The sequence below is a fragment of the Bacteroidota bacterium genome (assembly GCA_016706255.1).
Lineage (GTDB): Bacteria > Bacteroidota > Bacteroidia > Chitinophagales > BACL12 > UBA7236.
The window spans coordinates 685,615-703,838 of the sequence record JADJJZ010000029.1 but is presented as its reverse complement, the minus strand read 5'-3'; the positions used below and the strand labels follow the sequence as shown (position 1 = coordinate 703,838).

Here is an 18,224-nt window from a genome sequence, read left to right as displayed (position 1 = left end):
TGATTTAATTTTTTTTTGCAAAAAAAAACCGCATCTTTCGATGCGGCTATAATCATTTAAAAAACAAAATCAATAAGGTTTGCCTTTTTTCTCTTTTGGAGTTGTTTGTTTAAAGTCTTCGTCTTTAACGGCATCTTTTTTACCTAAGTAAATCCAAACAATCACGTTGCTGTATTTGTCGAAGGTGGCATTTATATCAGCCAGTTTTGCTTTATTTACGTTTTCGGTTAATTGGTCTAATGATTCCCAGCCGCCGTTAATTTCGGCACGGCCTAAGGCATCAGCCTGGTTTGCGGTGGTTTCTAATGTTAAATAGTAACCGGTTAAAAATTCCTGTTTTTTATCAGTAAATTCTTCTTCCGAAAAACCATCTTTTTTTACTTTATCTAATTCTTCAACCATTACCTGCATACTTTGTTTTGGATCGATGGTGGTAATATAAATAGCACCGTAAGGATTTGAAATTGCGGCGCGATTGTAAAATGCTGCAGGTGCATAACTTAAACTGCGTTTAGTACGTAATTCAGTAAAATAACGATCACCTAAAATCGACATACCAATGCGGTAGTTAATTCCTTCTGCAGTATTTGCAAATGGTGCACTCATAATACCCATAATGTAATTGGTAGCTATGTCGCGGTCTTCAACGTGAATTTTTGATTGTGTAATTAATGTACGCGATTCTGATGAAACCGGCGTGCCATTTGCCATTTTAGACAAGGTAGCTTTAATTTTCGCAGTTAAATCCTCTTCAGTAATATTACCTACAACAACAAGGAATGTACGTTTTTTACCAATTGTTTTTTTGTAGTAATTTTTAATATCCTCTAAAGTAATACCTTCTAAACTTTCAGGTGTGCCATCGTATGATTTAGCATAATCCTTTTTTTCAAATGCAATTTGACGCGCCATTAAATCCAAATATGCATCAGGATCGGCCATGGTTTGTTGTGCATTGGCAATTAATTGCTCTTTCATTAAATTATATTCATTTTCAGAAAAGGCAGGATTTAAAATTGCATCTGTATATAAATTCCAGCTCTGGTCCCAAAATGTTTTAATACAAGTCATACTGATTGAACCATAATCTAAACCTGTGCTGGCACCCAGTGAAGTTCCGATTTTTTCAGTAGCTGTTTTAAATTCAATTTTAGACATGTTAGTTGTTCCGCCATCTACCATCAGGTTTAAGGCAAAACTTTCGATACCTTGTTTTTCTTTACTGTAGTTGGCAGTTCCGCCTTCAACAAATAAACGCACGCTGATAACATCTTTAGGCACATATTTGTGAATTACTTTAATACCATCAACGGTGAATTCTTTTGTAGCCTGTGCAAACGTTGAACCTGCCGTGAGCAGTGTAACGAAAAGCAGCGATACTATTTTAATTTTTTTCATAATATTTTATTTTACGTAATGGGTAATTATTCTTTTATTTCGAAACCAATTGATTTAACATCGATCATTTCTTTCATGGCAGGACTTAATAATAATCCGTTAACATGCGGCTGATCAATGATGTATTTTTTTACATAATTTGCAATATCTTCTTTGGTAACTTTTTGCAAATTAGCTACGTAATTGGTGTAATAATCAATTGAAGCAGAACACCACCAGTAGGTTACCAGGTGTGTAAATTCACTTGTGCTTTCTTTGCCATAAGCATCCTGAATAGCCAGTAAATTTTTAGCGGTTTCCAATTGTTCATCGGTATAATAATTTGGGTCTGCCCACATAGCAACATTTTCCCATAACACTTTCCAGGCTTCATTTACTTTCTCCGGATTCGGAACAAGAATAATGTTGATTGGTCCGGTGTATTTGCAAGTTTGATAACCAACATTTACCTGATAAGCTAAACCACTTTCCACTAAGTCTTTTTGTAATTTACTTGATGCCTGTGACAAGATGTACGAAAATACATCGGCAGCATAAGTTGCTTTTAAATCGTTGCGTGTATCAGGACCATGGTAACCGGTTAAAAAAATCGGCACCTGAGCATTTTCATTTATGGTAACAAAATTCGTAACGCCTTTTAATGGTTCAAATTCCGGTATCGGCCATTTTTGAAACGGATCAAAATCAGCAGGTTTCCAATCGCCGAAAACGCCTTCTACTTTTCCGAAAATTTCATCGTGTTTTACATCACCTGCAACCACAATCATACTGTTGTTCGGATAATAATATTTGTTTTGAATAATACGCATTTTTTCAGGTGTACAAGTTAAAATAACATCATGTACGCCAATTGCATTTTTGCGGTAATAATTTTCTTTCCACATGTAGCGGTTGTACTGGTCAAACAGGAAGAAGGTTGGATTAGATTCCGCACGTTGAAATTCACCATCTACAACAGGATTTTCACGTTTCATTTCATCTTCCAAAAACAATGGATAACGAATTGCAGAATTCATAAATGCAATACCTTCATCAATTTTGTTGTTGGTTAATGTGATAAAATAATTTACACGTTCATCGCCGGTTGTACCGTTAAATACAATACCTAATTCGTTGATACGTTTTAAAAATGCTTCCTGACTTGGTAAATCTTTGTTGGCTTTAAAAAACATATGTTCGTACATATGCGACAATCCGTTAAACACACTGTCCTCAGTATAAGAACCATTGCGCACAACAATTTCGATTGTAGCCAGCGGAACGGTTTTATCTTCAATAACGAGCACTTCCATACCATTCGGCAACTTCTTCATAAAGAAATTGGATGGCAAGCTGTTTTGCGCAGTTACTGACACAGTAACAAACAGCGCAAGGGTAAATCCAATGATTAGTTTTTTCATAAACACTTGTTAATATTATAGTTGTAAAGGTAATTGTTTGATTTATAGGCGCCTAAATGGTTGCGGTTAAACTATGTTAAATGACTTTAAAACTGCAAAACGAGGTGACTTTTCTGCTTAAAATCTTTGCGAAAAAATACAATCCCCTTAAAAAACAAATCGAGGCTTAGTGTTACCTGAGGGTTTGATTTTACTGCTTCCCAGGCTTTTTCCATCTCATCGCTCCAGTGTATATCGTCAAATATCAGCACACTGTTTTCGTTCAGGTAAGGTAACATTAATTCAAAGTAAGCCAGGGTAGGGGCAAAACGGTGGTTACCATCTATAAAAGCCATATCCAGTTGCTTAATACCAGCCAAAACCGCCGGCAGCGTTGCGCTGAATTCACCGGTAACAATTCTAATATTGCCTGCTTCCAGGGCATTAAATTGTTCTGTGGCCTTTTTTGCCACATTTCCACTTCCTTCTAAGGTGGTTATTTTTGCCTTTGGACAGGCTTTTGCCAGATATAATGTGCTGATTCCCAGCGAAGTGCCAATTTCAAGCACCTGAGCCGGCTGCAAATAATTCGTAAGCCTGAACAACATTTGACCAAATTTTGGTGAAATGAGGGTGTTTTTGGCAATGGCGTTGATTTTGCGCTCCGGGGTTTTGTTAATTTTACTACCTGCCCCAAAATCCTCAACCACAATTACCGATTCGTCCGCCAAAAGCCCGTCGCGCCTCGATTCTATCTCGTCAAAAGCATAATAATGCCGCTTGTCGCGCAGTACATCCTGTATCAAATTGAATACAAATGGCGAGTGTATTTCATACCTGCTTTTGGCTGTAAGCAGGTACTTCCCATATCGGAGTGCGGTTTTTATCTTACTCACGGCTGCGAAGATAGTATATGTAATACATTTCGGAATTCGCCAATTTGTGACCGGACAGATAAGCGGGTATTTTGTGACATTTTGGGTAAATGTGACAGATTTTTGCCGGTTTTGTTACATGCAAATCGCCAAGAAAATAACCTGTTCCGGTACCAAATGCCTTGTTTTACAAACAGATAGCACTTCTGCTAAAAAGTAAGGTTAGGTAAAAAAGGTAAACCTTACTTTTTGCCGCTATGTATTGAAAACAGGGCAGTTTAGGGCATGGCTTTGTTAAATAAAGCCCATTTTGTGTTAGCAGAAGCAAGCTTAATTTTTGATTAATTTTCCGTATTTACCATCAGAAATGTTGATAGTAAGTTGTGTAATTGTGAAAAGGTTGTATATTCGTGATTCAATTAAATGAAAGGTATGAAAAAATCGCTACTCACACTTATGTTTATCGTGTTGGTTGGTGCAGCAGCACAGGCGCAACAGGGTATCCATTTCGGATTTCACGGACAAATGAACAGTATCTGGATATTGAACCAGAATAATTATGAGTTTTCGGAAATGGATTATGAATACAAATTTGGTCCGACACTTGGACTTACGCTTGGATATAACTGGGAAGATAATTTCGGTATTCAGGTAGAATTTAACTACGCACAAATGGGTCAGGATTATTCTGATATCATGAAAGATTTTGGACCAACTGAAGATCCAAACAAACCGGATTTACAAACCAAAGTACTTACTTACCGTTATGTTGATTTAAATTATTTACAGGTTCCGGTATTATTTAAATACATGGAAGGTGATAATAAAGATGCGATTAAATACCAGTTACTTGGTGGTTTACAGTTTGGATATTTAATCAGTGCAGAACAATTATATACTGCCGACGTAACCAATACTGACCCTGATGTTCAGGTTCCGGTGAAAAATGCACCACAAATTGGTGTTCCCGATTTTGCAGGTAATAATGGCGTTTCAGGAAACGATTATTTCCAAATGCTGGATATCGGATTAATGTTAGATGTAGGCGCTGATATTTATGTAAATGACAAATTATATTTTTCACCTGCTTTCAGAGGTTATTATGGTTTCTTCGATATTAATGCAAAAGAAACGCGTGAATTACAACCTGCTCAGGGTGAAAACATTTATCTGGCATCACACAATGCATTTGTTGGTTTTTCATTAGGCATTAACTTTATGTTTGCAGATGCAAAATTAGGTGGCAGCGATGATGAATAAATAATTGAATTAAAAATATAGATTAATAACCCGGAAGTAATTTCGGGTTATTTTTTTGCCCCTGTTAGTTCCATAAAAGCATTCCATACCGGGTCTTCCGGTGGATCGGCTGTTATTATTACCGGCTCATTTTTTATCGGATGAATAAATTCCAGTTTGCGTGCATGTAAACTAACACTGCCATCTTTATTGGAACGATCAAATCCATATTTTAAATCGCCTTTAATAGGGCAGCCTATTGCAGCAAGCTGCGCTCTGATCTGGTGGTGGCGCCCTGTTTGAGGGTCTACTTCCAGTAAAAAATATCGTTCACTTGCAGCAATTAAATTGTATTGTAAAATAGCTTCTTTACTGTCACCCTTTTTTTCCGCATAAGCAAAACTTTTATTCATCTTTTCATTTTTTAATAAATGATGTTTCAGAATAGCAGTTTCCTGCTGCGGTTTATTTTTTACTATTGCCCAATATGTTTTTTTAAATTGCCTGTCGCGAATAATTTGCGACATACGTTCACCTGCCTTACTTGTTTTTGCAAAAATTAATACACCACTCACCGGCCTGTCGATACGGTGAATTAAACCGGCATATACATTACCGGGTTTATTATATTTTTGTTTGAGATAATCTTTAATACTTTCAACTAACGGAATATCATTTGTTTTATCACCCTGTGAAATTTCACCCGGCCGCTTGTTGATGGCGATTAAATGATTGTCTTCAAAAATTACTTGTGGTGCTAGTTGCATACGCGCAAAATTACAGGTTTTCTAACGCTTGCTGCATTTTTTTGGTAAGTCCCTTCACAACCTCATTGTAACTATGATCAATCATGGCCAAAATTTCCTTTTGCGCAATACTGCCATCTACCACAACCGTATTCCAATGTTGTTTATTCATATGGTATCCGGGCTGAACAGCGGGATATTTGGCGCGTAAGGTTTCCATTAACTCACGTTCACATTTCAGGTTAATCGTAAACTGCTCACTTTCAAGTCCGGTCAGGGCAAACATTTTACCCATTACTTTGTAAACCAGGGTGTCTTCACCAAATGGAAATTCTTCAGTTACCCCTTTCATTTTGAGGCAATAGGCACGAAATTTTTCTACGTCAAACATATTGGTAGCTCTTCTATTACCGTAAACTTAATTTATTTGCGCGGGATTTTTATAATTTTGGGATTATGGGAATAAATTTAATGCGTGCTAAAGCTTTTGGAATGTTGGTTGTATCAGCTGCATTTTTTTTGGGGGTGGGATGTAATACTTCCAAAAAAGATGAAACAACAATTTCAATTGTAAATGATGCGGCATATTTTGAAAGTGTGAAACAATTCCGTGTAAGCACGAACGTATTGTTTTACAGTGCAAATTCACCATTGGCTGATTCATTAAAACCACATTTTGAGGGTATAAATTATTTTCCGGTAGATACAAATTATAAGGTGATTGCCAATTTTGAAAAAATAACCAGTGCAACCACATTTTCATTTCCTACAACCGGTGATATCGCCGATAAATATCGTTTGATGGGTAAAATACATTTTACGCTAAAAAATAAAAATTGTGTTTTAGAAGTGTATTTAAATGAAGATGCGCCGGTAGATTCTAAGCCGACTTATTTTATTCCTTTTTATGACCTTACCAACAGCGTAACAACTTATGGTGGGGGTCGGTTTCTTGATATTCCGGTAATTACCGGTAATCAAACCATTATCGATTTTAATATGGCCTATCAGCCGTTTTGTGTTTATAATCACGATTTTTCGTGCCCGATTCCGCCTTTAAAAAATAAAATTGAGGTAGCGGTAATGGCAGGTGAACGCTTATAAACTTTTTTATTTGTTTTAGCGTTTATGAATTTTCAGAATCTATTATGCAGAAATTTATTCCAATATTTCCGTTAAACATTGTCGCCTTTCCGGGTGAGCAGATAAACCTGCATATTTTCGAACCACGTTATCAGCAATTAATAAATGAATGTAATACAGAGGGTAAACCTTTTGCTATTCCGGTGGTAAACGATAACCGTATGTTGGATTACGGAACTGAAATGGAATTAATCAAAATTCACAAAAAATATCCGAATGGTGAAATGGATATTAAGGTGAAAGGGATGCATGTGATTCATATTCTGGAAATTGTAAAAGAGGTGCCCGAAAAATTATATTCCGGTGCTATTGTTTCGGTTCAACAAAATATCGAAGACCGCCATAGCAGATTATTCGCGGAGCTGGAAGAACTCACACAGCTATTATTTAGTTTGCTGGATATTAAAGATGATATATATAAACCCGATTTTGTACTCAACTCATTTAAGTTGGGGCATTATGTAGGGTTTGATTTTTTGGAAGAATATGAACTATTGCGTCATCCCAGAGAAACCAGTCGGCAGAAATTAATTGTGGAACACATAAAAAAAATATTGCCTTCGGTTCAGCAAATTGCAGAAATAAAAGAAAAGGCAAAACTAAACGGACATTTCAGAATGTTGAATCCACCTGATGGGTTAAAGGACTAAGGGCAGGGCAGGAGGATGCTTGCCCGATATAGTACTGTATTTATAAATATTAATCCGACCAATACTACATAAAAAAAAGAACCCATCGTTTCCGACGGGTCCTTCTTTAAACCGTAAAAAAGTATTTTACTTGGCACTTAATGCAGCAGGAAATACCGTGCGCATTGAACCTTTATAATCATATACATCAACTTGTGCAGTTAATGCAGTAATGCGTATCATTTTTACACTCTGACTTAAATAACCTGAACCGGCATAAAATTCTACTTTAGCTTTTTTACCATCTTTCATGGTTACAATCGCATAAGCATCATTTGCATTTAATTCGATTATTTGTGCAGTTTTTATCAAACCATAACTTTCCATTTTACCATTTGAATTACCAATAAGGTAAACAGGTTGTTTTGTTTTGCTGTCTAAAATGGTTGCTAGCGCTTTTGCATCGCCATCACTTTTAAAGCCGCTGATAAATCCACGTTGTGGTGCAAATGTGCCATCACCTTTACCATACAATAACAATCCTGTACCGGCATCGTGACGTGTAATTTCGATTTCTGTATTGTAGAAGTTACCATGTAATAAAATATCCATGATACCATCTTCATTAAAGTCGTCGGTTACAATACCGAATGTAGAAGATATCTGAGCTTCGTTAGGTAGAAACTTCATGGTGAATTTACCGTTGCCTTCATTCATTAATACCGAAGTATGGAAAATATATGCAGTGCGGTGAATTGCTTTTTTCAAATCATCACCAAACATATCCTGAACGGTTGCATCGCCATAAGAACCCCACGTAGGGTATTTTTCAGCCATAGTTGGTATTTGTTCCAACATACGTTCACGTGTTTTTACCGGGAACAATTTATCGTGCTGATAATAACATAAAATAAAGTCTTCGTTATTTGCTTTATCGAAATCGTATAAATATGCTTCAAGCGGAAGTGGATGTCCGTCAGAAACAGCTGTGGTATTTTTATACCTTCTGTTTGTTCCGAAGTTACCAACTACGTAATCCATATCACCATCATTATCAAAATCGGCACCGGTAATACTTTGCCACCAGCCTGTTGCATTTGTTAATCCTGTATTTTGGGTAACATCAACAAATTTTCCGCCTTTATTTTTAAGGAAGGTAACAGCCATCCAGTCGCCGGTTAAAATCAGATCGAGTGAATTATCATTATCAAAATCGGTCCATAATCCTGAAGTTATCATACCGATATCTTTCAGCATTGGAGCAGCCTGTTCAGTAACATCGCTGAATTTACCACCGTTGTTTTGTAAAATATAACTTGACGCAGGTGCAAGGTAACGACCAGGGATTTGACGACCACCAATAAATAAATCGATATCACCATCTTTATCATAATCGGCACCAACTACAGATGAGCTGCTGGAATTAATTCCGGGCAATGCACCATTTGCAATTGTGAAACCACCTTTGCCATCATTTATATATAAATGGTCAGCATATTTTGCATCATTTGCAGCAAATTCATTACTACCTGTTGCAACATATAAATCGTTGTCGCCATCGCCATCGGCATCAAAAAATAATGCACCGGCATCTTCAGAAGCTGCTTCGTTTGCGGCTTGTTGCCAAGCAGTTTTTGTAAATGTGCCGTTTGCATTTTGCGTATACAATGCACCTGACTGTCCTGCTCCACCACCGATATAAAAATCTTCAGTGCCATCACCATTTACATCACCCACAGCAATACCTGAACCTAATGTGCTCATTTTATGAGGTAACATATATTCGCGCAGGTAATCATCATATTCTGCTTCTTCGTGTGCGAAGTCAGTTTTTAATTCTTCAGTTTTGCGAACAAATATTTTTGCACCTTTTGGATGTTCAGCAAATTTTACGCTTTTAGATGCATTTGCATGATCTAATAATACTACCTGATTTACAGGTACGTCGGTCATAATTTGTTTTGAGCCATCTAACCATTCAATTTCAACTAAATCTACTTTTTGTGATTTACCTAAACCGAAATGACAATCATCCTGTATAGTAGTAATATAACCACGAGAAGCAGTGTGTTGAATATATTGCATCTGGTCACCACAATAAATTTTTACTTTAGTTCCTAAACCACCGGAGTTTTTAGCATAACCTTTAAACTTAAACTGAATCCAGTTGTTACCGGTATTCATTTTTTCGCTGTTATTGCGATAAACCCAAGGTGTTTCATTTACGTTTGAAGTAACGATATCCATATCACCATCATTATCTAAATCTACATAACCACCACCGTAAGTAATGGAAGGATAATAAATTCCCCATTCATCGCGCATATCTTTGAATGTAAGGTCACCATTATTTTTGAAAATAAAATTCGGGTGATCGAGCACATAAGTAGGTAATTCTTTTTTCACTTCATAATAAACGGTAGAGTCTTCAATACGAACTGCTCTTCTCAGTTTGTGATATGTTTCAGATTCATCCACGTGGAAATCGCGTAAGAAGCCATTTGCAATGTATAAATCTTTCCAGCCATCGTTATCGAAATCGGTAAAGAAGGTTGTCCAGCTCCAATCGGTTGTTGATACATTTGCTGTTCTTGAAATTTCAGAGAAAGTACCATCACCATTATTTAATTGTAATGAGTTAGAACGATTTTGATATCCGTAACCTGCATTAATTAAAATGCGCATTACTTCTACCTGGCTCGACAACATAAATGTTTTATAAGTATAGTTGTCTTCCATATCCATATCCACTACAAACATGTCGAGGAAACCATCATTATTGAAATCCGAAATATCGGTTCCCATCGAGTTGATGGATGTTTTTTTAATTGCTTTTAATGATTCATCTCTGAACGTACCATCACCATTATTTATATAAACGTAATCATACATGGCATAGTCGTTTGAAACGAATACATCCTGGAATCCGTCATCATTAATATCTCCAACTGTTGCACTTAATCCGTAACCATGATTATTGATACCAACTTTTAAATGCGACTCTGTAAAAGTATTATCGCCATTGTTGATATAAAACATGTTACTTAAGTTTTTGCCCTGTTCAATTTTTTGAAAATATTTGGTTTTGTTTTTATCAATAAAATCAACCGGGTGTGTAGCAAGATACATGTCTAAGTCGCCATCGTTATCATAGTCGAAGAAGTTAGCATGTGTGCTGTACGACTGGTCGGCAATACCAAAAGCTTTCGCTTGTTCGGTAAAAGTGCCATCACCATTGTTTACCCAAAACTCATCGGTTCTGCGTTCAGGTTTATCCCAACGGCTCATAGCAACATAAATATCAAGATCGCCATCACCGTCAACATCTACCATAGAAGAGCCATAAGGCCATTTTTCTTTTGAGGTAGTGATACCTGATTTTGCGGTAATATCTTCAAATTTCAAATTGCCTTTATTCAGAAACAATTTACTTTCTACAAGGTTACCTGTAAAAAATAAATCCGGCAGGTTATCATTATTTACGTCACCGATCGAAACTGCACCACCGTTGTAGATATAAGAATATCTCCACCAGTTTACTTCATAAGTTTCACGTAAGTCGTTAACAAAAGTAATACCTGTTGATTTTCCTGTAAGTATGTCGAACAATTTTCCGGAGTTACCATCTAAAGTTACTTCACGTTTCGGGTCAATAATTGCCGTGCCACGCGGGTCACCATCACCATTGGAAAAAAGTTTGCATGAAGAAGCGAACAATAATGTTGCCGCTCCTGCAGATAAAATAATGTTTTTTAAGTTCATAATGCCTAAATATTTCATGTTGAGGAATTAATGTTTTGCTGATAATGCAGTTACGCCGCCATATACTGAACGAGCAGTTCCTTTGTTATCGTAAACAGTTACTTCTGCAACCTGGCTGTTAATAATCACTGATTTTGAGTTCTGGCTTAAATAACCGGAACCTGTATATAATTCCTGACGGCGTTTTTTTCCATCAGTATAAGTGATAATTACATACGCGTCGTTATTGTTTAATGCAATTGATTTTTCGTTACTTACTAATTTAAATGCTTCCATTTTATTGTTGTTATTAGAAGTAATTAAAACCGGCGTTTTATTTGTACCTACACAAATTAATGCAAGTGCTTTTGCGTTCATACAAGAATAAAATCCTGAATTACGTGCAGGAAGTGGTGTAAATGAACCATCGCCATTTCCTAATAACACATTACCAATACCGGCATCCTGTGTATTTGTTTCAATTTCAGTTTCATAGAAGTTACCATGTGATACGATATCGAGGAAACCATCATTATTTACATCCATTGCTACAATACCAAATGTGGTAGAAATTTGAGCTTCGTTAGGTAATTTTTTCACCTGGAATTTATTATTGCCAAGGTTTTCGATATACGAAGTATAGAATGAATTTGCTTTATAATGTAATTTGGAATTTTCCATACGTTTTTTACCATAAAAATCCCAAACTTCAGCGCGGCCGTAACTATCCCAATCCGGGAAAATTTCTTCCACACCTTTCATTTGTTCAATCATACGTTCCCTGGTTTTTTGAGGATAAAGTTTATCGTGCTGCCAGTAACCCATAATGATATCATGTGTTCCGTTATCATCATAATCATCGTAAAATAATTCGATTGGTTTTTCTTTCGGACGATATTTTAAATTGATACCAAAGTTACCTGCAACATAATCCATATCACCATCGTTATCAAAATCGCCGGCAGTTAAACTATTCCACCAACCTGTTGATTCACTTAATCCTGTTGAACTGGTTATGTTTTTAAATTTACCACCATTGTTTTCAAACACGGTTATTGGCATCCATTCGCCTGTAATAATTAAATCGTAATCACCATCATTATTATAATCGGTCCACAAACCTGCTGATACCATACCAATTTCCATTAAGTCAGGTGCAACAGCTTTTGTAACATCGGTGAATTTTCCTTTGTTATTTTGAAGAATATAACTTCCTGTTGGATAAGGATAATTACCCGGTATCATTCTGCCACCGATAAATAAATCCATATCGCCATCTTTATCATAATCCTGAGCAGCAGCAATTGAACCACTTGAAATCATTTGTGGTAAAGCGCCAGAAGCAATATTGAAATTACCTTTGCCATCATTGATATATAAACGATCCATTAAATGACCATCATCTTTGGGGAAATCGCTACCACCACTTACAACATATAAATCAAGATCGCTATCACCATCTGCGTCAAAGAAAATAGCTCCCTGATCTTCACTTTGAATGTCCTCAACACCTGCAGCAAATGTGCCTTTTGTAAATGTGCCGTTAGCTGCTTGTAAATAAACAGCACCACTTTGATTTTTAGCACCACCTACAAAAAAATCTTCCATACCATCACCGTTGATATCACCAACAGCCAGGCCGGGTCCTAAATTGCTTAATTCGTGTGGAATTAAAAATTCGCGATCAAAATCATCAAATTCATTTTCTTTATGTACGAAATCAATTTGTAAATCTTTTGTTGCATCTACAAATAATTTATCCTGCATTGGCACATTTGTTTTAGCGGGTTTAATTGCGTCTTTATGTGCAAACACTAAAGTTTGATTTGTTGTAACCTCTGTTGCAACATTTTCTTTACCATCTAACCAAACAACCACAACTTTATCTACTTTTTCTGCAGTACCTAAACCGAAATGAGCAACTGGTTCACTGCAGCTTTGATAACCTTTTACAGTTTCCATTTGCACCAATTGTGTTTTATTTCCGGTGGTAACATAAATTTTAGTACCTAAACCATCAGGGTTCGATTTTTCACCCTGTAAGTCAACGCGTAAATATTTATTGGTTGTTAATTTAGAAGAATTATTTCTTGCAATATATGATTCGAGGTTGGCATTATTTACCACGATATCAACGTCGCCATCATTATCAAGATCGGCATATGCAGCACCGTAAGAAGTTGAAGGGAAATATAAACCCCAGTCCTCACGAACATCTTCAAATGTTAAGTCACCATTGTTATGGAACATAGCATTTGGCCATTCGAGTACTGAATTTTCAGGTATTTGTTTTCTTAATTCGTAATATTCTGATGAATCACTCAAACGGTTTGCGCGTGTTAATTTGATATACACCTCCATGATATCCATGTGGCTGTCTTTCAAAAATCCGTTTGATACGTATAAATCTTTATTACCGTCATTATCATAATCAGCAAATAAAGGGCTCCAGCTCCAGCCGGTGGTACTTACACCTGCAAAGTTTGCAACCTCACTGAATTTACCGACACCATTATTTAACTGCAATGCGTTGCGGCCATATTGTTGTAAATAACCACCGTTTACAAGTGTGCGTAAAAACGTTTGTTTATTTGATTGCATGAAGGTTTTAGTACCATAGTTACCTTCAATATCCATATCAACGGTAAACATGTCTAATAAACCATCATTATTATAATCGGCAATATCAGTTCCCATACCATAGTAGGCAGTTTTATTCAAAACTTCGCGGCTCATTTCTTTAAATGTTCCGTCACCCTGATTGATATAGGTGTAATCGTGCATGATATAGTCGTTACCAACAAATACATCCATCCAGCCATCGTTATTAATATCACCTGTAGTTACGGATAAACCGAAACCGTGGTTATTAATACCAACTTCTTTGTGACATTCAGTGAATTTTCCATTTCCTTCGTTGCGATAGAAACGGTTACTCATATTTGAACCATCCTCAATTTTTTGGAAGTTCTTTTGTTTGTTTTTGTCTTTGAAGTCGGTAGGGTGGGTTACAATGTATACATCGAGGTCACCATCGTTATCTGCGTCAAAAAAGTTTGCTTGTGTAGAGTAGCTGTCATCAGCCAGACCAAATTCTTCACCTTTTTCTGTAAATGTTAAATCGCCGTTGTTAATATATAACAGGTTACGGCGTTTTACAGGATCTTCGAAACGGGCACGGCAAACATAGATGTCTTTAAAGCCATCTTCGTTAACGTCAACCACAGTTACGCCTGTGCTCCAACCCGGTTTTTGATTGATACCACTTTTAGCGGTGATATCTTCAAACTGCATATTTCCTTTATTAATGTAAATACGGTCCGGAACAACGTTACCGGAGAAATATAAGTCCTGTAAACCATCATTATTGAAGTCGCCAACACCAACACCGGCTCCATTATAGGAGTATCCGTAGCGGTAGTAGTTGAGGTCGAAGGTTTCGATTAACTCGTTATTAAAAGTAATGCCTGTAGTTTTACTGGTGAGGATATCGAACATTTTGCCGGTTTCCACATCGGTTTTAACGATTTTCGCCTTGTCAATGTTCTCAGTAAATTTCCAGTCATTTAGGTATTCTTTTCCTTGTTTGTTTGAGCTACAGCTGTAAACAAGAACAAGCATACCAATAATTACAATTGGTGTTTTGATAGATTTCATGCCTTATTACGGTTTAAGCGGCAAAGTTAACCGACTTATAAAGGCATGAAAGCACATCATCTGTAAATGTTTTGTTAACGAATTAAACCTGTGGGAATTTGATTAATTTTGCGAAGTTTATTTTAAACCAAAAAATCTTAACTTAAATCACTAGAGTCATGAGATTCAAACACTTATCTGTTGTATTACTTACAGGCGTTATTCTCTTTGCGTCAGGATGCGGAGGCTCATCCAAAGGCGGAGCAAACCCTTTATACAGTGATGCTTCAACCCCATCAAGCGAAATTGATGCCAAATTCCTACTTGAATGGTGGGATGCCCTTTTTGCTTTTGTTAGCAGCGAACGTTTATCACCGCCTGATGCAGCACGTATGTATTCTTACATAGCCGTAGGGATGTACGAAGCGCAAATTGCCGGAACACCTGATTATTTAACGCTTGAAGGTCAGTTAGCTGACTTAAAAGGTTTACCTCGTCCTGAAAAGGGTCAGGTATACGACTGGCAAACATGCGTAACTGAAACCATGTATTTGGTTCAGGATGGTATGTTGGCGCGTTATTTCCCTGCAGGGGTAAGTACATTAAACAAATTGTACGACAAACAAATTGAATCTCGTAAAGCTGCCGGTATTCCTGATGAAGTGTTGGAACGCTCAAAAGCTTTCGGTGAAGAATTAGCTGATGCTATTCTTGAATGGAGCGAAACTGACAATTATGTAAATACCCGATACATGCAGTATAAATCACCTGCACGTGAAGGTCATCCTGGTTACTGGACACCAACTGATTTTAACCAGACTCCGCTTGAACCATTTTGGGGAACACACAAAACATTTTTCGTAAAAGACGGTGCACAATGTGATATTGATAAAGCTCCGGCTTACAATGGCATAGGTGATAGTACCAGTGAATTATATATTCAAGCTAAAAAAGTTTGGAATGTAGATAAAACTTTAACTGAAGAACAAAGAACAATTGCTCAATATTGGGCTGATGATCCAAGTGAAACTTCAACTCCTCCGGGCCACTGGATGGAAATTTTAGGCAACTTCGTACAGTCTGAAAACATGAAACTTGACCGTGCATGTGAATTATATGCATTGGTTACAACTTCTATGAATGATGCTTGTATTACCGTTTGGCACACTAAATATCGTGTTAACCTGGTTCGCCCTAAAACAATTATTCAGGAAAACTTCGACCCTCAATGGGAGCCTTATGTTGAAACACCTCCATTTGCAGGTTATACATCAGGTCACTCAGGATTCAGCGGCGCTGCTGCTACCATTTTAACATCAAGAATTGGCGATAACCTTGCGTTTATCGATAGTTCAAACGTTGAGATTGGTCTTTTACCAAGAAGTTTTAAATCATTCAACGATGCTGCACAAGAAGCTGCATATAGCCGTATGTATGGTGGTATCCACTTCGATTGCGATATTAACGATGGTTTAGAGCAAGGTAAATGTGTAGGTAACTACTACCTGGAAAATATTAAAACAACTGCCGGCGATAAAAAGTCGAAAGGCGAAGCTAAAAAACCTGAATAACCTAATATCCTAACAAGAATACTATGAAAAAAATATATCAAATAGCATTTTTTGTTGCCTTTGTAACATTATTAAATGTTAACGGTAACAGCCAGGTAGTTATGAAGGACTACTTAGTGGCAAACCATGAGGGTGTTGTAGAAAAATCAGTGAACAACCTCGGAAATGGTTTATACTATAAATTCGAATATGTAAGCACAGAAGGTGCTCGTATCAACTATAAATTACATTTATACAAAGACAAGGCAATGAAAACACCTTGGATGAGTTTTGATGTATTGATGCGTAATCTGAACTGGACTTATTATGTAGATATCACAATGTCGAAAGACGGTGCAGACAAAGTTGCAGCCATGATTTTCAAAAAAGATTTACGTTGGAGCCGTGTAAAATATTCACCGCATCCGGGCTGTTTAAGAATGGACCCGCCTGTGTATGAACGTTATACTATTGGTGCTGAAACTGAATCTGCTGAAGTATTGTTTGCAGGTTTATTAAATAATTTTATTGCTCAGCTCGATAAAAACGTTGACTTTAATTGTTATGCTCCGGCAAAATAATTAAACCCGTTTCAATATTTACAGAGGCGTTGTCATAAAAACAACGCCTCTTTTATTTTACTTTGTATTCAATTTATTTTTATGCGTCAAACTTATATTGCCAAAACACTACAGGGTTTAGAAGATGTACTGGCCGACGAATTACGAAATTTAGGGGCAGGTGATGTAGAAGTTTTAAAACGTGCAGTTTCATTTACGGGCGACACTGCAATGTTGTATGCAGCTAATATTTATTTGCGTACTGCGATTAAAATTTTGAAGCCATTAACTGAATTCAGGGCAGATGATGTGCAGGAACTGTATGATAAAATACTTGCATTTAACTGGAGTGAAGTAATGGATGTTGATGATACATTTACAATTGATAACACCGTATTTTCAACCACCTTTACGCATAGCAATTATGCCGCATTAAAAATGAAAGATGCATTGGTGGATCATTTCAGAAATAAATTTGACAAACGACCAAGCGTAGATAAATTAAATCCAACATATCGTTTTAATATCCGGATTAAAGAAAACGAAGTAAGCATTGCTTTAGACAGCTCCGGCGAATCGTTGCATAAACGGGGCTATAGAACAGAAACGCATGCTGCACCAATGAGTGAAGTACAAGCTGCGGGATTAATTTTATTAAGTGGCTGGGATCCCAAAACTACTTTGTATGATCCAATGTGTGGAAGCGGAACTATTCCGATAGAAGCTGCATTAATTGCTAATCATATTGCTCCCGGATTAATAAGAAAAACATACGGATTTCAAAAATGGAAAGATTATGATGCATCCATTTTTCGTCAGTTAATGGTTGCTGCAGCAGGGGAGGTGCAAAATAACAAATTAGCTATTATTGGTTCAGATATTATTTCCCGCAATATTGTAATGGCGATTAAACACGCTAATAATGCGATGGATGAAAATACAATTAAATTTTTTACCAGAGCGTTTGAAGATGCGGAGCCACCACGTGAAAAAGGCACATTAATAATTAATCCACCTTATGGTGAACGATTGCAGCCTGAGCATATCATTGAATTTTATCAAACCATCGGCAACGTATTAAAGCGCAAATACGCCGGCTTTACAGCTTGGGTATTTAGCAGCAATGCTGAAGCGGCAAAATTTATCGGATTAAAACCTTCTGCTAAAATAAAATTGAAAAACGGTCCGCTCGATTGTTTGTTTCTAAAATTCGAAATACGGGATGGGAAGTTTGTGAAAAATCCTTTCCAGGAAAACCAATAAATAAAAAAACCGCGTTTGTTAACGCGGTTTAATTATTATCTAACGGCTAAAGAAATTAATTGTGT

The 18,224-nt window shown here is 36.8% G+C and carries 13 protein-coding genes; 6 read left to right on the top strand and 7 right to left on the bottom strand.

Features of this window, described 5'->3' with window-relative positions:
• Positions 1-69 precede the first annotated feature (69 nt).
• From IPI65_20985 to IPI65_20975, 3 genes are all read right to left on the bottom strand, one after another.
• Positions 70-1,398, bottom strand: a complete 1,329-nt coding sequence (locus IPI65_20985; protein ID MBK7443907.1) for an insulinase family protein — start codon at positions 1,396-1,398, stop codon at positions 70-72.
• A gap of 26 nt (positions 1,399-1,424) precedes the next feature.
• Positions 1,425-2,798 carry an insulinase family protein gene (locus IPI65_20980; protein MBK7443906.1) on the bottom strand — a complete coding sequence of 458 codons (1,374 nt, stop codon included), beginning with the start codon at positions 2,796-2,798 and terminating at the stop codon, positions 1,425-1,427.
• A gap of 86 nt (positions 2,799-2,884) precedes the next feature.
• Entirely contained in the window at positions 2,885-3,583 is a 699-nt protein-coding gene (locus IPI65_20975) for a class I SAM-dependent methyltransferase (protein MBK7443905.1), read from the bottom strand.
• 501 nt (positions 3,584-4,084) lie between these two features.
• On the opposite strand from IPI65_20975, the gene IPI65_20970 reads away from it, so the two are divergent.
• Positions 4,085-4,912: a PorT family protein gene (locus IPI65_20970; protein ID MBK7443904.1), complete on the top strand. Its 828-nt coding sequence runs from the start codon at positions 4,085-4,087 to the stop codon at positions 4,910-4,912.
• Positions 4,913-4,959: 47 nt separating this feature from the next.
• Here IPI65_20970 and IPI65_20965 read toward each other — a convergent pair whose 3' ends face one another.
• Both IPI65_20965 and IPI65_20960 read right to left on the bottom strand, forming a co-directional pair.
• Positions 4,960-5,658 (bottom strand): RNA pseudouridine synthase, encoded by a 699-nt coding sequence (locus tag IPI65_20965; GenBank protein MBK7443903.1) that lies wholly within the window; start codon positions 5,656-5,658, stop codon positions 4,960-4,962.
• Between the two features lie 10 nt (positions 5,659-5,668).
• Complete coding sequence (locus IPI65_20960; protein ID MBK7443902.1) at positions 5,669-6,028, bottom strand: MmcQ/YjbR family DNA-binding protein; 360 nt, start codon at positions 6,026-6,028, stop codon at positions 5,669-5,671.
• A gap of 65 nt (positions 6,029-6,093) precedes the next feature.
• Between IPI65_20960 and IPI65_20955 the strand changes: the two genes are divergently transcribed.
• Both IPI65_20955 and IPI65_20950 read left to right on the top strand, forming a co-directional pair.
• Positions 6,094-6,741, top strand: a complete 648-nt coding sequence (locus IPI65_20955) for a DUF1684 domain-containing protein (GenBank protein ID MBK7443901.1) — start codon at positions 6,094-6,096, stop codon at positions 6,739-6,741.
• Positions 6,742-6,785: 44 nt separating this feature from the next.
• Positions 6,786-7,430 carry an LON peptidase substrate-binding domain-containing protein gene (locus IPI65_20950; GenBank protein ID MBK7443900.1) on the top strand — a complete coding sequence of 215 codons (645 nt, stop codon included), beginning with the start codon at positions 6,786-6,788 and terminating at the stop codon, positions 7,428-7,430.
• A gap of 126 nt (positions 7,431-7,556) precedes the next feature.
• Here the strand turns inward: IPI65_20950 and IPI65_20945 are convergent, their stop codons facing one another.
• Complete coding sequence (locus IPI65_20945; GenBank protein ID MBK7443899.1) at positions 7,557-11,189, bottom strand: VCBS repeat-containing protein; 3,633 nt, start codon at positions 11,187-11,189, stop codon at positions 7,557-7,559.
• A gap of 9 nt (positions 11,190-11,198) precedes the next feature.
• A complete protein-coding gene (locus IPI65_20940; protein MBK7443898.1) occupies positions 11,199-14,807 on the bottom strand; it encodes a VCBS repeat-containing protein in 3,609 nt (1,202 codons plus the stop codon).
• A gap of 158 nt (positions 14,808-14,965) precedes the next feature.
• On the opposite strand from IPI65_20940, the gene IPI65_20935 reads away from it, so the two are divergent.
• The 3 genes from IPI65_20935 (at position 14,966) to IPI65_20925 (ending at position 18,159) form a co-directional block, all read left to right on the top strand.
• Positions 14,966-16,357, top strand: coding sequence for a vanadium-dependent haloperoxidase (locus IPI65_20935; GenBank protein ID MBK7443897.1), 1,392 nt, complete (start codon positions 14,966-14,968; stop codon positions 16,355-16,357).
• Between the two features lie 23 nt (positions 16,358-16,380).
• Positions 16,381-16,917 carry a hypothetical protein gene (locus IPI65_20930; GenBank protein ID MBK7443896.1) on the top strand — a complete coding sequence of 179 codons (537 nt, stop codon included), beginning with the start codon at positions 16,381-16,383 and terminating at the stop codon, positions 16,915-16,917.
• Between the two features lie 81 nt (positions 16,918-16,998).
• On the top strand, positions 16,999-18,159 hold the full coding sequence (locus IPI65_20925) for a hypothetical protein (GenBank protein ID MBK7443895.1): 1,161 nt from the start codon (positions 16,999-17,001) through the stop codon (positions 18,157-18,159).
• Positions 18,160-18,224: the final 65 nt, after the last annotated feature.